This window comes from Streptomyces sp. NPDC053367 (assembly GCF_044545925.1).
Classification (GTDB): Bacteria; Actinomycetota; Actinomycetes; order Streptomycetales; family Streptomycetaceae; genus Streptomyces.
On record NZ_JBITYN010000002.1, the window covers coordinates 143,097 to 157,454 of the forward strand.

14 protein-coding genes are annotated in these 14,358 nt (G+C 74.3%); 9 read left to right on the forward strand and 5 right to left on the reverse strand.

Annotated elements, in window-relative coordinates:
- Window positions 1-311: 311 nt before the first annotated feature.
- Both ACIGXJ_RS07120 and ACIGXJ_RS07125 read left to right on the forward strand, forming a co-directional pair.
- Window positions 312-809, forward strand: coding sequence for a DUF2975 domain-containing protein (locus tag ACIGXJ_RS07120; protein ID WP_399642282.1), 498 nt, complete (start codon window positions 312-314; stop codon window positions 807-809).
- Window positions 809-1,066, forward strand: a complete 258-nt coding sequence (locus tag ACIGXJ_RS07125; RefSeq protein ID WP_399642283.1) for a helix-turn-helix domain-containing protein — start codon at window positions 809-811, stop codon at window positions 1,064-1,066. Before ACIGXJ_RS07120 ends, ACIGXJ_RS07125 begins: the two co-directional genes overlap by 1 nt.
- A gap of 30 nt (window positions 1,067-1,096) precedes the next feature.
- Here ACIGXJ_RS07125 and ACIGXJ_RS07130 read toward each other — a convergent pair whose 3' ends face one another.
- From ACIGXJ_RS07130 to ACIGXJ_RS07140, 3 genes are all read right to left on the reverse strand, one after another.
- Window positions 1,097-1,897 carry a VOC family protein gene (locus tag ACIGXJ_RS07130; RefSeq protein ID WP_399642284.1) on the reverse strand — a complete coding sequence of 267 codons (801 nt, stop codon included), beginning with the start codon at window positions 1,895-1,897 and terminating at the stop codon, window positions 1,097-1,099.
- 124 nt (window positions 1,898-2,021) lie between these two features.
- Entirely contained in the window at window positions 2,022-3,521 is a 1,500-nt protein-coding gene (locus ACIGXJ_RS07135; RefSeq protein WP_399642285.1) for an MFS transporter, read from the reverse strand.
- Window positions 3,522-3,721: 200 nt separating this feature from the next.
- A complete protein-coding gene (locus tag ACIGXJ_RS07140; protein WP_399642286.1) occupies window positions 3,722-4,312 on the reverse strand; it encodes a helix-turn-helix domain-containing protein in 591 nt (196 codons plus the stop codon).
- On the opposite strand from ACIGXJ_RS07140, the gene ACIGXJ_RS07145 reads away from it, so the two are divergent.
- Window positions 4,311-4,829 (forward strand): GNAT family N-acetyltransferase, encoded by a 519-nt coding sequence (locus ACIGXJ_RS07145; RefSeq protein ID WP_399642287.1) that lies wholly within the window; start codon window positions 4,311-4,313, stop codon window positions 4,827-4,829. The genes ACIGXJ_RS07140 and ACIGXJ_RS07145 overlap by 2 nt on opposite strands.
- 9 nt (window positions 4,830-4,838) lie before the next feature.
- Here the strand turns inward: ACIGXJ_RS07145 and ACIGXJ_RS07150 are convergent, their stop codons facing one another.
- Window positions 4,839-5,891 carry a helix-turn-helix domain-containing protein gene (locus ACIGXJ_RS07150; RefSeq protein ID WP_399642288.1) on the reverse strand — a complete coding sequence of 351 codons (1,053 nt, stop codon included), beginning with the start codon at window positions 5,889-5,891 and terminating at the stop codon, window positions 4,839-4,841.
- A 107-nt stretch (window positions 5,892-5,998) separates the two neighbouring features.
- Between ACIGXJ_RS07150 and ACIGXJ_RS07155 the strand changes: the two genes are divergently transcribed.
- The 3 genes from ACIGXJ_RS07155 (at window position 5,999) to ACIGXJ_RS07165 (ending at window position 9,730) form a co-directional block, all read left to right on the forward strand.
- On the forward strand, window positions 5,999-6,895 hold the full coding sequence (locus ACIGXJ_RS07155; protein ID WP_399642289.1) for an alpha/beta hydrolase: 897 nt from the start codon (window positions 5,999-6,001) through the stop codon (window positions 6,893-6,895).
- Between the two features lie 55 nt (window positions 6,896-6,950).
- On the forward strand, window positions 6,951-8,165 hold the full coding sequence (locus ACIGXJ_RS07160; RefSeq protein ID WP_399642782.1) for a serine hydrolase domain-containing protein: 1,215 nt from the start codon (window positions 6,951-6,953) through the stop codon (window positions 8,163-8,165).
- Window positions 8,166-8,248: 83 nt separating this feature from the next.
- On the forward strand, window positions 8,249-9,730 hold the full coding sequence (locus tag ACIGXJ_RS07165) for a polysaccharide biosynthesis protein (protein ID WP_399642290.1): 1,482 nt from the start codon (window positions 8,249-8,251) through the stop codon (window positions 9,728-9,730).
- Here ACIGXJ_RS07165 and ACIGXJ_RS07170 read toward each other — a convergent pair.
- A complete protein-coding gene (locus ACIGXJ_RS07170) occupies window positions 9,681-10,538 on the reverse strand; it encodes a hypothetical protein (protein WP_399642291.1) in 858 nt (285 codons plus the stop codon). The two genes, ACIGXJ_RS07165 and ACIGXJ_RS07170, sit on opposite strands and share 50 nt — an antisense overlap.
- A gap of 106 nt (window positions 10,539-10,644) precedes the next feature.
- Between ACIGXJ_RS07170 and ACIGXJ_RS07175 the strand changes: the two genes are divergently transcribed.
- From ACIGXJ_RS07175 to ACIGXJ_RS07185, 3 genes are all read left to right on the forward strand, one after another.
- The gene (locus tag ACIGXJ_RS07175; protein ID WP_399642292.1) at window positions 10,645-12,015 is read left to right on the forward strand and encodes a hypothetical protein; all 1,371 of its coding nucleotides are present in this window, start codon (window positions 10,645-10,647) and stop codon (window positions 12,013-12,015) included.
- A gap of 5 nt (window positions 12,016-12,020) precedes the next feature.
- Window positions 12,021-13,136, forward strand: a complete 1,116-nt coding sequence (locus tag ACIGXJ_RS07180; protein WP_399642293.1) for a hypothetical protein — start codon at window positions 12,021-12,023, stop codon at window positions 13,134-13,136.
- An 84-nt stretch (window positions 13,137-13,220) separates the two neighbouring features.
- Complete coding sequence (locus ACIGXJ_RS07185) at window positions 13,221-14,351, forward strand: glycosyltransferase (RefSeq protein WP_399642294.1); 1,131 nt, start codon at window positions 13,221-13,223, stop codon at window positions 14,349-14,351.
- The last annotated feature ends 7 nt before the right edge of the window (window positions 14,352-14,358 follow it).

Sequence of the window (14,358 nt, forward strand, 5' to 3'; positions counted from 1 at the left end):
TGAGGATGCCCGCCCGCCGGTCGGCCAAAGCGATGGAAACCGGTCAGCGTGCCGCGTTCCGGTTGCCCCGCCGTTCGTCTCGTACGTGACGCACCATAAGGCCGCGGACACGCTCGCCGGGTCCAACGACCCACGACCGATGAGGTTCTGACGCGACCGCACATCCGACCGGCGGGCCCCCGGGGCCGGGTGGCGCCGAACGCCTGGGCCGTTCGGGCGCATTACCGCGGGTGGGGCGTCACCCAGCGGCCTGTTGCGCCATCTATCGACTTTCGATAGATTCCTATCGTGGATCGATCGTTGGAGGGGTGATGGGAAAGCTGGCCCTGCGCGCACTGCGTGCCGTTCTCGGAGGGCTGTTCGCCGGCTCGGTGTTCGTGGAGGCGGTGATGGTGCCGCTGCTGGCCGCCGACCTCGACGGGCTCGACCCGGACTACGCCCATCTGCGCACACCGCTGCTGCTGATCATCGTGCTGGGCGTCATGACGGCCCAGGTGGTCCTGGTGTGCGTATGGCGGCTGGCGACGATGGTGCGGCGCGGCACGGTGTTCTCGACCGCCGCGTTCCGCTACGTCGACGTCGTGACCGGTGCCTTCGTCGCGGCGGCCCTGCTGGTGTTCTCGCTCGCCGTCGTCCTGGCCCCCGGCGAGGCGGTGGCGCCCGGGATCGTACTGCTGATCTGCGGCGCGGCACTGGCCGTGCTGGGCGTCGCGCTGATCGTGCTGGTCCTGCGGATGCTGCTCGCGCAGGCCGTGGCGCGTGACGTCGAGGCCGCGCGCATGCGGGCCGAGCTGGCCGAGGTGATCTGATGCCGATCGTCGTCGACATCGACGTGATGCTGGCCCGGCGGAAGATGTCCGTGGGCGACCTCGCCGAGCGGGTGGGCATCACCCCCGCCAATCTGGCCGTGCTGAAGAACGGCCGCGCCAAGGCCGTCCGCTTCACGACCCTCGCCGCGCTGTGCGAGGTGCTCGACTGCCAGCCGGGAGACCTGCTCCGCTGGGAACCCGGAGCCGAGGCCGACACCGGTGCCCCTGCCACCGTCGTCGACGGCAGCAGGGGCTGAGCACCGTATGGGAAGGGCGGTACCGCCGGGTCAGCGCTGGGCGGGCTTGAGCACCACGAAGTCCGCCTTCGCCGGGTCCAGGCAGACGGCGAGCCGGCCGACGCCCTCCGCGTCGTCCGGGCCCATCTGGACGCTGCCGCCCTTCTCCTGGACGCGGGCGATCGCGGCGTCGCAGTCCTCGACGTCGAAGACGGGGTGCCAGTAGGGCCGCCCGTCCGTCAGGGTGAGGTGCTCCTTCGGCATCTGCATGAGGCCGCCCTGCATGCGCTCCTCGGGCTGCCCGGCCGGGGTGATCAGGGTGTACGTGCCGCCGCCGCCCGGCAGTTCCATGTCGCTGTACTGCCAGCCGAAGACCTCTCCGTAGAAGTCCCTCGCGCCCGCGGCGTCGCTCGTGTACAGCTCCGTCCAGGACAGCGAGCCCGGAGCGTCGACCAGTTCCACGCCCGGCTGCGAGCCGGGCTGCCAGACGGCGAACTGGCCGCCCAGGGGGTCGCTGTACTGCGCCATGCGGCCCCACTCCTCCAGGTCCATGGGCGGCACCCGGACCGTGCCGCCCGCCTGTTCGACCGCCCGGGTGGTGGCGTCCGCGTCGGTGACGCAGTAGTAGACCATCCAGGCCGACCGCGCGCCCGCCTCGGTGAGCTTGCCGAGCCCGGCGACGATCTTCCCGTCCCGGCGGAACATCCCGCCCTCCATGTCCTCGCCGCCGCCTTCCATGGGCTCGTACTCCCAGCCCAGGACGGTGTTGTAGAACGCCGCGGCGGCCGGCACGTCGGGTGTGCCGAGGTCGAGCCAACAGGGGGAACCGGCGACGAAGTCGGTGGTGATCATGGAGATTCCCTTCGCAGGTCGTTGCCCCTCACCCTGACACCGGCCCGCTCCGCTCGCACGACGACGCCCCGGCTCGCCCCACACCCCCGGGCCCAGGCGGGCGTAGGTGGGCCGACCAGCGGAATCACAGCCTCCCGACGGCCCCTTCGTCCCGCCGCGCCTCGGTCCGTACGACGGCGGCGGCCAGGAGCAGCACGGCGGACGCGGCGACGGCGGTGCCCCGCCAGCCGAGGAGGCCGAGCAGCGGCGCGGCGAGGGCGGTGCCGAGCGAGCCGATCGTGAAGTACAGGACCAGATAGACGCTGCTGAGGCTGCCCGAGCGATCGGGGTCCAGCGCGATGACCCGGCTCTGGTTGGCCGCCTGCGCGGCGAAGCACCCGGCGTCGAACAGGGCGAGCCCGGACGCGGTGACGAGCGGCGCGTCGAGACCGGTGGCCAGCACGGCGGTGCCGGCCGCGGCCGCCAGCAGGGCGGCGGTGACGACCGTACGCGGACCGTACCGGTCGGTGAGCCGTCCGGTGTACGGCAGTACGGCGAAGCCGAGCGTCCCCGCCAGGCTGTAGAGGCCGATGGACGTGGGGCCCAGCGAGTGCGGCGGCTGGGCCAGAGCGAGAGCCAGGGCGACCCAGACCAGGTGGAACGCGACGTACCACAGCCCCCCGGCCGCCACCGCGCGCCGCAGCGGGGGATGCTCGCGCAGCAGGGGAGGAAGCGAGGCGAGGGTGGCCCCGTACCCGCGGCCGGGCCCTGGCCGCCGCCGGGGCAGGCACCCCGCGGCGGCGACCGCGCAGGCCAGGGCGAGCCCGGCGAAGACGAGCAGCATGGGCCGCCAGCCGAGGAGGTCGGCGAGGGTGCCGCCCGCCAGGCGGCTGAGCAGGATGCCGGCCGACATCCCGGCGGCCACCGTGGCCACGCTCCTGCCGCGGCGCGCCGCCGGGGCATGGCGTCCCGCGATGCTGCCGGCCTGCGCCGCGACAGCCGCGGCCGCGCCGATGAGCAGATACGCGGCCAGCAGCACGAGCGGGCCGGGCGCGGCAGCGGCGAGGAAGAGCGCGGCGGCGAGTGCGGTCAGCTGCGCGGGGACCAGGCGGTTGGGTGCGAGATGGTCGGTGAGCGGCAGCAGCAGGGCGAAGCCGGTCGTGCACCCGACGAGCGCGGCCGTGGGGACCAGGCCGATCACCGCCAGCGGCACGCCCAGGTCGGCCGCGACGGCGGCGAGCACGGGCTGGAGAGCGTAGTTGTTCGCGACAGCCGTCCCGGCGACGACCGCGAGCAGCACCACACCGCTCCGCGCGAGACCGTCGGTGAGGGCGGCGCGGGGGCGTGTGTTGCCTCGGGCGGGGCCGCCGGCGGGGGCCGTGCCGCTGGGCGTGGTGTCTCGGGTGGGGTCGTCGGTGAGGGGCATATGTGGGGGTGTGTTGTCCTGGGCCGGGCCGCCGGTGGGGGCCGTGCCGCTGGGCGTGGCGTTTGCGGTGGTGCCGTCGGTGGGGGGCGTGTGTGGGGGTGTGTTGTCCTGGGCCGGGTCGCCGGTGGGGGCCGTGCCGCTGGGCGTGCTGTCTCGGGGGAGACCGTCGGCGAGCGCCGTGCCGTGATGCGTGCTGTCTCCGGCGGAGCCGTCGGTCACCGCTGTGGGCGGCCGATGAGGCCGCGGCGCGCCGGGCGTGCCGTCGTTCGGTGGCCCCCCGCCGGTCCTGGACCTGCGCGGTAGCCCACGGCCGGTCGTACCGCCCGGTGCCCCGTCGTCGGTCGCCCCGGGCCGCGGCGCACGGGGGCGCGGCACGCCACCCCTGAGCAGCCCCCCGTCGCCCCGGCGCACCCCGCGCCTCACGGCCGTGCGCCCCGGGCCAGGACGACCACGTAACGGCATTCGCCGTCCGTGGTGTTGGCGAACACGCGCGGGGCGGGCTCGCCCAGCTCGATGGTGTCGCCCGCGGCGAGTTCGTGGACCGTGTCGCCGTCGTGGAAGGTCAGCCGCCCTTCGAGGACCCACACCACCTGCCGTACGAAGGCGAAGGCCGCGGCCGGATACGGCACGGTCGCACCGGCGGGCAGCCGGATCTCGGCGATCTCGGCGGGGAAGTGCGGGCCGCTGATCTGCCGGCGCAGATAGCCGGTGTCGGGGTCGCGCCACTCGGCGGCCTCGCCCGACCGGCGCACCCCGGCCGTGTCCGCGGCTTCCGGCCGCTGTCCCTCGGCCAGGGCCAGCAGCGAGGCGACACTGAGCTGGAAGGCGGCCGACAGCTTGCCCAGGACGACGGCCGTCGGCGAGCTCTCGCCGCGCTCGATCCGGCTGATCATCGCCTGGGAGACCCCCGAGGCGTCGGCGAGCTGCGCCAGCGTCCACCGGCGCCGCTCCCGCTCGGTGCGGACTCGGGCGGCGATCTGCGCCACCAGGGGATCTACTATGTTGGTCATGAATCCAATATACGAGAGGAGCCGGGTGGTGGAGGTGCGTCGGGCGCAGCCCGGTGACGTGGAGGCCGTCCGCGAGATCCGCAACCACGCGATCGCGCACTCCACGGCTCTGTGGACGGACACCCTGCAGTCCCCGGCCGAGGCGGAGACCTGGCTGGCCGCCCATCTGGAGCGCGGCTCCGCGTTCGTCGCCGAGGCGGACGGCGAGGTGGTCGGCTTCGCGGTCTACGGGCAGTGGCGGGAGAAGGAGGGCTACCGGCACACCGTGGAGGACTCGGTCTACGTCCGCGAGGGCCGGCACGGACTCGGTATCGGCTCGGCCCTGCTGGGCGCCCTGATCACGGCGGCCCGCGAGGCAGGCCACCACGTCATGATCGCCGGCATCGAGGCCGAGAACACCGCCTCGGTCCGGCTCCACGAACGCTTCGGGTTCCTGCACGCCGGCACGATCCCCGAGGTCGGCGTCAAGTTCGGCCGCTGGCTCGACCTGACCCTGATGCGCCTGCCGCTGTCCTGAACCGGTGACTCACCCCTCGGCGGCCGCGTCGTCGAGCAGCCGCCACGCCGCGAGGGCCAGCCTCGCCCGGGTCAGGCCCGCCGGGTCGGTGAGGTCCAGGGCGAGTGCCTTCGCGAGCTGGTCGACGCGGCGGGCCACGCTGCTGTGGTGGAGATGGAGCAGGTCGGCGGCGCGGCGCAGGGAGCCGGTGGTGCAGTAGGCGTCCAGGGTCGCCAGGTCGTCGGGGCCGGACGCGACGCGGGCGATCGCCGCGACGTCCGGGTTGGCCCGCAGGGCCTTCGCGGGCAGCTCGGCGAGAAGGGCCAGCGCCCCCAGGCCGGCGTGCTCGACGACGGGTTCGCGGGCGCTGGTGAAGCGCAGGGCGGTGCGGGCCTGCCGCCAGGACAGGGCGGGCGTCGTGGCGGAGCCGATGCCCGCGCGGACCTCCGCCGGGAAGCGGGCCGCGTCCACGCCGGTGGCCAGCAGGACACCGACGTCGGCGAGCGGCGCCGCCTTCACCGGCCGGCCCGGGCAGATCAGCCCGCCGATCCGGTCGAGGGGGAGTGCGGAGCGTACGGCGACGACCCGGACCGGCACACCGGCGGCGAAGCCCAGCAGTCGCAGCGCCCGCGCCCGGGCGGCCTCGTCGCTGTCGGGGCTGATCACCAGCTCGACGAGCGCCGGGTCGGCCATGGTGGTGCGGGCGGGGCCGTAGCGTTCCACGGCTGCCGCGACGGCGAGGGCGAGCCGGTCCAGGACCACGTCGTCGAGCGCGTTCGCCGCGGGCCCGGACCGCTCCAGCCACACCGTGCCGATCTCCTCCTCGTCGAGGGTGATCGGCACCGTGGTGGTGGCGGGGGCCGCCGGGTCGGAGGCGGCTGTGCCGTCGGGGGCCATCCGGACCGTCCGGCCCGTGCCGTGCAGCCGTATCCCCGCCACGCACTCGGCGAGTCCGGCCGACGCCCGGGCGAGCGCGGGCAGGTCCACGCGCCGGCGCATCAGCGTGTCGTAGAACGCGACGATGCGGATCGCGCCGTCCACATAGGGATCAAGTCCCGACAGCCGTACGGCCAGTGCCTCCATGTCCGCAGCATAGAGCGGCGGGCGTGCGCCGTTCGGCGCGCGAACCGGGCGTGACGCGCGACGGACGGCGGACGATCTATCCCGCCGTGGCCATGAGGATGGCCGTCATGGATCCCGAACTCGAAGCATTCGTCCCGCTGTTCCCGCGTGCCGACTTCAGCGACCCGGTCACCGCCCGCAAGGCACTTGCCGAGCTGGCGGCCGTGGTGCCCGCCCTCGACACCGACGGCCTGGAGATCGAGGACCGCACGGTGCCCGCCGACCCGGACGTGCCGGTGCGCGTCTACCGCCCCCGCCAGGCCCAGGGAGCCGTTCTCTGGCTGCACGGAGGCGGGTTCGTCATGGGCGATGTGCGCACCGAGCACCCCTGGGCCACCCGGCTCGCCCACGGTTCGGGCGCCGTGGTGATCTCCGTCAGCTACCGCGTGGCCCCCGAGGACCCGTTCCCGGCCGCCCTGGACGACGCCTACGCCGTCCTGAACTGGCTCGCCGCGCACGCCGCCGAACTCGGCGTCGACCCGGCGCGGATCGCTGTCGGCGGGCACAGCGCCGGCGGCGGACTCGCGGCGGCGCTCGCGCTGCGCGCCCGGGACGAGCGGGGCCCCGCCATCTGCTTCCAGGTCCTCAACCAGGCGCAGCTCGACGACCGGCAGGAGACCTGGTCGCAGCGCACCTTCACCGACACGCCCTGGGTGAACCGCGAGAAGGTCGCCCAGTCCTGGCAGCACTACCTCGGCTCGCGGCCCGCCACCCCGTACGCCGCCGCCGCACGGGCCGACGACCTGTCCGGTCTGCCCCCGGCGTACGTCTCCACCGCCGAGTTCGACCCCAACCGCGACGACGACCTCGACTACGCCCTGCGCCTGCTGCGCTCCGGCGTCTCCGTCGAACTCCACCAGTGGGCGGGCACCTTCCACGGCTCGCAGGCCCTGCTGTCCGCCGAGGTCTCGCAGCGCCAGAGCGCCGAACTCGGCGCGGTCCTGCGCCGCGCGCTGGCCCCGTGAGCCACTTCCGTGATCTGCCCAACCCATCGATGAGGAAAGGACGGACGCCTTGAAGATCCGACTGGCTCTGTGCGCGGGTGTGACCGTGCTCGGCATGTGTGCGGGCACGGTGGCGGCGGCCCCCGTACCCGAAGTGCCGCACACCGAGGCCGCTGAGGGGACGCGGCGGGCGGACCCCGCCGCGCTGCGATCCGCACTGGACGACGTCCACCGCGCGGGCGTACCGGGAGTGTTCGCCGAGGTGCGCGACGCGGACGGTCTCCGAAGCGGCGCCTCCGGGGTCGCCGACGTCCGCACCGGCCGGCCCGTCACCCCCGGACTGCGGCATCGGGTCGGCAGCGTCACCAAGACCTTCACCGCCGTCGCGGTCATGCAGCAGGTCGAGCGGGGCAGGATCGGCCTCGACGCGCCGATCGGCGACTATCTGCCGCACCTGGTGCCGGGGGAGCGCGGGCGCCGGATCACGGTCCGGATGCTGCTGAACCACACCAGCGGCATCCCCGACCACATCGTCTACGCCTTCCCGTCCCTGAAGGTCATGTCGCCGCAGAGCCTCGACGACAACCGGTTCCGGCGGTTCAGCCGGGCAGAGCTGATCGGGCTCGGCCTCTCGGCGCCTCCCGCCGGCGAGCCCGGAGGCCCGACCGGTGTGTACTCCAACACCAACTACCTGATCCTCGGCGAGCTGCTGGAGAAGGTCACCGGCCTTCCGGCCGAGGAGTACATCACCCGCCACGTCATCCGGCGCGCCGGGCTGCGCCACACCGCCTTCCCCGAGGGGCCGCGCATCCGGGGACCGCACTCGCGGATGTACGAGTCCCTGCACGGCCTGATCGACCCGCCGCGCGACTACAGCGTCTACGACATGTCGTGGGTGACGACCGGCGCGGGACTGGTGTCGACCATGGCGGACCTGAACCGCTTCTACGGCAAGCTCCTCGCGGGCGAGATCGTCGGCCCCTCCTCACTGGCCGAGATGCAGCGCACCGTCCCGGTCGTCGCCCTGGACGGCTCGACCGTCGAGTACGGCCTCGGCCTGCACCGCAGGGAGATACCCGGCTGCGGCACCTTCTGGGGCCACGACGGCAGCGCCTGGGGCGCGGGCACGCTGTCCTTCACCCGCGCCGACGGCCGGCGCCAGCTGTCCGTCGCGGTGAACCTCGCCCGCTGGAACCGCATGGACGCCTCGGGACAGCCGCAGCCCCACGCCATCGACAAGGCGCTCGCGGTGCTGGAGGAGCGGGCGCTCTGCGGCGATCACTCCTCTTGACGTACCGGGCAAATCGGTAAAAGGTGTACGTATACGCCGTAAATATACGGCGCACGGAGAGCTCGCCCCCCGAGGAGCCCGTGATGACGGCACAGGCGGCCCAGGCGGCCCCGAGGAACAGCGACCTGCGCACCCTCGTCGTCGGTGCCGGCGAGGCCGGACGCGCACTGGCCCGGGACCTGCTGCGGAACCCGCGCCACGGCCTGCGGCCGGTCGCATTCCTGGACGACGACACGGCCAAGCAGCAGGTCGCGGGCCTGGACGTGCTCGGCAGACTCGACGACACCGCGGAGGTCGTCCTGCGCCATCGCATCGAGGTCGTGGTGGTCGCCATCCCCGGGCTCGCCCCCCGCCGCTTCCGCCGGGTCGCCGCGGCCGCCGAGGCCGGCGGGGCGAGCGTGCGCCACCTGCCGTCGTACGTCGCCGCACTGCGCAGGGACGTGGTCGGCGGCGACCACCTGCGCGCGGTGGACGTACGCCGGCTCACCGGCCGCCCCGAGATCCCGGTGACCGGGCCCGACACCGGCGCGTTCCTCGCCGGGCGGCGCGTCATGGTCACCGGGGCGGGCGGCTCGATCGGCAGCGAGCTCTGCCGCCAGGTGCGCCGCTTCGAGCCCGGCCGGCTGTTCCTGCTCGACCACGACGAGTCCCATCTGCACCGGCTGGGCCTGGAGCTGTACGGCAGCGGACTGCACGACGACGACATCGTCATCTCCGACATCCGCGACCGCGCCCGCATCGACCAGGTCTTCGCCGAACTGCGCCCGCAGGTCGTCTTCCACGCCGCCGCGCACAAGCACCTGCCGCTGCTGGAGCGCCACCCCTGCGAGGGCGTGAAGTCCAATGTGACCGGCACCGACAACCTCGTCCGGGCCGCCCTCGCCGTGCACGCCGAACGCTTCGTGCTGATCTCCACCGACAAGGCCGCCGACCCCGTCTCGGTGCTCGGCGCGACCAAGCGGCTGGCCGAACTCATCGTGCAGGACCGCGCGGGCGGCTCGACGGTGCTGACCTCCGTCCGGTTCGGCAACGTCCTCGGCAGCCGGGGCTCCCTGCTGCACGTGCTGGCCGAACAGCTCGGCTCCGGGCGGCCGGTGACGGTCACCCACCCGGAGGTCGCCCGGTTCTTCATGTCCGTCGAGGAGGCCGTCGGGCTCGTCCTGGAGGCGGCGCGGATGGCGCGCGGCGGCGAGGTCTTCGTGCTCGACATGGGCGAGCAGGTCCGCATCGTCGACCTGGTGCACACCTTCGCGCGGGCGCTGCACGTACCCGACCCGGAGATCGAGTTCACCGGCCTACAGGCCGGCGAGAAGCTGCGCGAGACGCTGTTCTCCGAACAGGAGGCGCATCTGGGCACCCGGCACCCGCGCATCCTCGCCACCGTGCCGCCGGCCCGGCCGGTCGTCGCCGCGGCGCTGGGCGCGCTCGCCGCGCTGTACGCCGCGGCCGACGGCAACGACCGCACCGAGGTGCGCCGGCTGCTCGCCCGGATGCTGCCCGGGTTCCCCGCCCAGGTCACCGACTCGCCGAGGGAAGAGGGAATCGCACGTGTGGTGCCAGGTTGAGCCTGCGCAGGACGCTCAGCAGCTCCGGATGGTCGGTCAGCCGGGCGCCCTCGTACTCCCAGGAGAACGTCAGCTGCCCCTCCCAGTCGGACCGCTGCCACTGCGCGATCATGCCCCTCAGCTCCTCCGCCGTGGGCCAGCGCCACTGCTCGAAGGAGAACGCCTGGAGCATGCCCATGTACCGCTCGACACCCACCTCGCGCAGCTTCGCGATGACCTCGGGGATCTTCGTCCAGTCGCACGGCCGGTCCACCAGACAGGGATAGACGTCGACGCTCATCACGTCCGTGGTGCCCTTGAAGTCGGCGAACTGGTCGGGCCGGTCGACGTTGACGAGCGTGAAGCGGTCGGTGTCCGGGTCGAGGGAGCGCACCAGCCGCGCCCGCTCACGCACCTCGCCGGCCGCCTGCGGGCAGTTGAGGTTGGTGTTGGGCTCGTCGGCGATGAAGTAGCCCGCGATCCGGCGGTTGCCGGCCAGGTCGTAGCGCTCGAACTCCTCCCTGACCCGGTCGTCGCTCCACTCCCAGCGGCAGTTCGCCTTGTCGTAGCCGCCGAGCCAGACCAGGGCCCGCTGGCGGACCGGGGTGTCCTCGACATGTGCGGGGTTGACGTCGGCGAGCGTGTAGCCGTAGCGCACGGTGACCGGGTCCCTGGTGTTGAGCGCGACGGACAGGAACCGCCCGGACGGCACCTGCTCGGCGGACGACTGCGGACAGCCGCCGGCCAGGGTGCCCGCGACCAGGACACCTGCGAGGCAGAGGACGCGGCGTCTGCGCCGGCGTCGGCGGCGGGCGTCGGGCTCGGCCATCGGCAGGTCTCCCTAGGAACTCGGATGAACACGGAACCAGCTCAGCGAACAGACATGACTCAGTAAATCCGATCAAACGCCGCATTTCGATCTGAGGGGACGCGCGATGGAACTCAACGAAGCCCTGCGCCGCACCGTCGGCGGACACTGGCGGCTGCTCGTGCTGTTCCTCGTCCTGCCGATGCTGGTCGTGGCGACGCTCGAGCTGGGCGACGCACGGACCTACGTCTCCAAGGCACGCGTCCAGGCCTCGGCCACCCTGCCCACCACGGATGTGCAGGCCAACGCCATGCTCAGCCGGGTCCGGGCCGTCGCCACCAGCGGGTCCGTGCTCAAGGAGGCCCTGAAGAGGTCCGGCGTCGACGACCGCAGCCAGGCTCAGGTCGCGGCCGAGACCCATGTCGCCCGGCTCGGCGGCTCCGCGGTGTTCCACGTCAAGGTCACCGACCCCGACCCGCGGACCGCGGAGAAGCTCGCCGGAGCCGTGTCGGAGGAACTGGTCGCCTTCTTCAACGGTTCGGGAAACCTGCTGATCACGCAGCTGACGGACCGGCAGCAACAGCTCCGCCAGCAACGGCTGCGGGTGGCCGCGGAGATCCCGAACGCCGCCGACCCGGCCGAATCCGGGCGCCTGACCGCCCAACTGGGAGCCCTGGACCAGCAGATCCTCGACATCCAGGCCTCCCTGCGGGCCGCGGAGGCCGCCGGCCTCGGCGACCGCACGGCCTCGCTGCTCTCGTCCGCCTCCGACGCCGAACAGGTCCAGCGGGTGTCCCCCGTCCGGGTGATCCTGGCCGGAGCGGCCGGACTGGTGGCCGGGCTGCTGCTGGTGATGCTCCTGGAGATCCTGCGTCCGCACGTCGGCGGGCAGAGCGCCTTCGCCCGCGAGCTCGGCGGACCCGTGCTCGGCCGGCTCGGCCGCACAGACCGCCGGGCCGACCCCGGCGCACCGCCGCCCGTCGACGCCGAGACCGTCACCACCCTGCGCCGCGCCGTCGCCCGCCGCGGTCTGCAGACGCTGGTCGTGACCGGACCGGCCCCCGACGCCCGCCTCGCGGCGCTCGCCCGGGAACTGGAGGCCCGGCTCGCCGCAGCGCAGGGCACCTCATCCCGCGGCACCCGGCCGGGCGCACGCCAGGCCCCTGCCCCCGGGCCGGCGGAGTCCGACGGCGGGCCCGTCCACGCCGCAACCGGCTCCGGCGGCCTGGCGACAGCCGTGCGCGAACGCACCGAGCCGGTGAACGGCCGCATCACCCGCGTCGCCCCCGCCTCCCGCACCACCAGCCCGCGGGTGCGTGCCCTGCACGAGACGGACGACGTCCCCGACGGCGCCCGGACCGGCCTGGTCGCCGTCGAACCCGACCTGCCGCCGTACGCCGAACTGCGCCGCGTGCACAATCTGCTGGCCGCCACCGGCTGGCCCCTCGTCGGCGTCCTCGGCGACCCCGACCGGCACCAGCGCGCCCGGTCCCGGTGAGTCCCGTGCGCGCGCTGCTGGTCCAGGCCGGGGAACGCCTCCTCGTGGACTGCCGCCAGACCGCCCTCGCCCGGCTGCTCACCGAGGGCGGCGCGGGCGCCTGGCAGCCCGCCGGGCACGTCTCCGTGAAAGCGGAGGGCATGCTTACGCCGACGCTCACCACGGGCGGTGCGCGAGCCACGCCACCCGCCGCTGCGGCCCCCGCGGGCGGTGTGCACGCCGTACGCCCCGCCGCTGCGGCCCCCGCGGACGTCCACGTCGACGTCCACATCGAGGTCGAGCCGTCCCACGCGCCGTTCGACGTACGCGGTTTCACGCCCCTCACCCGGGGCGGCCACGCCCGGGGCGGGGCGGTCGTGCTCGCCAACGCCTGCGGCAGCGGTTTCGACCTGCGGCTGACCGCAACCGACGACCGGCTGCGGGTTCAGGCCCGCTGGCGCCCCCCGCGCCGGGAGCGGCTCGCGGCCGTGCTGCTGCGCTCCCGCTTCCACCTGCTGGCCCGCGCCGTACTGCTGCAGTACCCGGCACTCTGGTGGGCCGGCTGCCACGGCCGCGTCCCCGTGCACGCCGGCGCCATGACCGCGGGAGACTCCGTGCCCCTGCTGGCCGGGCCGGGGGGCACCGGCCGCTCGACCCTGCTGCTGCGGGCCGTCGCGGCCGGCGAGCACGCCTGCTCGGACAACCTGAGCGTGACCGACGGACAGGACGTGTACGGGCTGGTCGAACCGGTCCGGGTCGAGGGCGGCGGCGGCCGGCGCATGGCCCACGGCCGCTCCGAGTGCCCGCTGCCCGGCCGCGTCGACAGCCTGCGCCCCGACCGGCTCGTGATCCTGAGCCGGATGCCCGGCGGCCGCCCCCGGACACGGCCCCTCGATCCCGCGCAGGCCGCGAGAGTACTGATCACCGGCACGTACCTGGCCGGCGAGCTGCGCCGCTACTGGGCCTTCGCGGCAGCCCTGGCCCTGGGCACCGGCAGGGGACCGGCCCACCCGCCGATCGGCCCCGCCGCCCTGGACCTCGCCCAGCGCCTCCCGGCCGTCGAACTCCTCCTCGGCGACCGGCCGGACGACGGACTCGCCGCGCTCTACGGCACCCGCACACGGGCGGAGGCACGGCCATGACGACCCCGCACGCCGGCCCCGTGAAGACGGAGGCACGCCCATGAACACGCCCCGCGTCACCCCCGTACCCGCGCAGGCACGGCCATGACCCCGCAGCGCGTCGCCGCCGTCGTCACCCGGTTCGAGGCCGGCTCCGGGCATGTCGCCCTGCAAGGGGCGCAGGCCCTCGACCCCGCCGAGTACCGCACGACGATCGTCACCGGACGCGGCGGCCGGCGGCTGCTCGCCCTCGCCGCCGACGCCGGCATCGAGGTGGTCGTCGAACCCGCGCTGGTGTCGCCGGTCTCGCCCCGCGACGACCCGCGCGCCCTGTACCGGCTGACCCGGCTGCTCACCCGCCGCCGCTTCGACGTCGTGCACACCCACAGCGCCAAGGCCGGCACCCTCGGGCGGCTCGCCGCCCACCGCGCCGGAGTGCCCCGCGTCGTCCACACCTTCCACGGGCTGCCGTACCACGAGTTCGAGTCCGCCGCGCGGCGCGGCACGTACATTGCGATCGAGCGGTGGGTCGGGCGCCGCACCGACGTGGCGCTGTGCGTCGGCACGGCCGTGTCGGTCGAGGTGGTGCGGCGCCGGCTGGTGGCCCCGGAGCGGGTGCGCACCATCGAGGTGCCGGTCGCGCTCGACGCGCCCACCGCCACGCCCGCCGCCCGGGAGCGGGCCCGCGCGGCCCTCGGCCTGACCGGCCCCGGCCCGGTCGTCGGGGCCGTCGGCAGGCTGACGTACCAGAAGCACCCGGAGGCGTTCGTCGAGGCGCTCGCCGCGCTGCGCCGCCCGGGCCTGACCGGCGTCTGGCTGGGCAGTGGCGAACTGGAGGGAGAAGTAAGGGAGTTGGCGGTTCACAGGAAAGCCCCGGTGGTGTTCGCCGGTGAGCGCTCCGACATCCCCGAACTGCTCCCGGCCTTCGACGTGTTCGCGCTGCCGAGCCGCTACGAGGGGCTGCCCGTCGCCGTCGCCGAGGCGATGGTGTGCGGCGTCCCCGTGGTCGCCACGGCCGTCAACGCCGTGTCCGACGTGGTGGTGCCCGGCCGCACCGGCCTGCTGGTGCCGCCGCAGCGGCCCGACCTGTTCGCCCGGGCCGTCGCCCATCTGCTGGACCACCCGGGGCAGGCGGCCCGGATGGCAGCCGAGGCCCGCACGCGGATCGGCGACGGCTTCACCGCCGAGGCCCTGGCCGACGCGCTGTCCGCCGCCTACGCCCCCGAACGGCCCTGAACCGAGG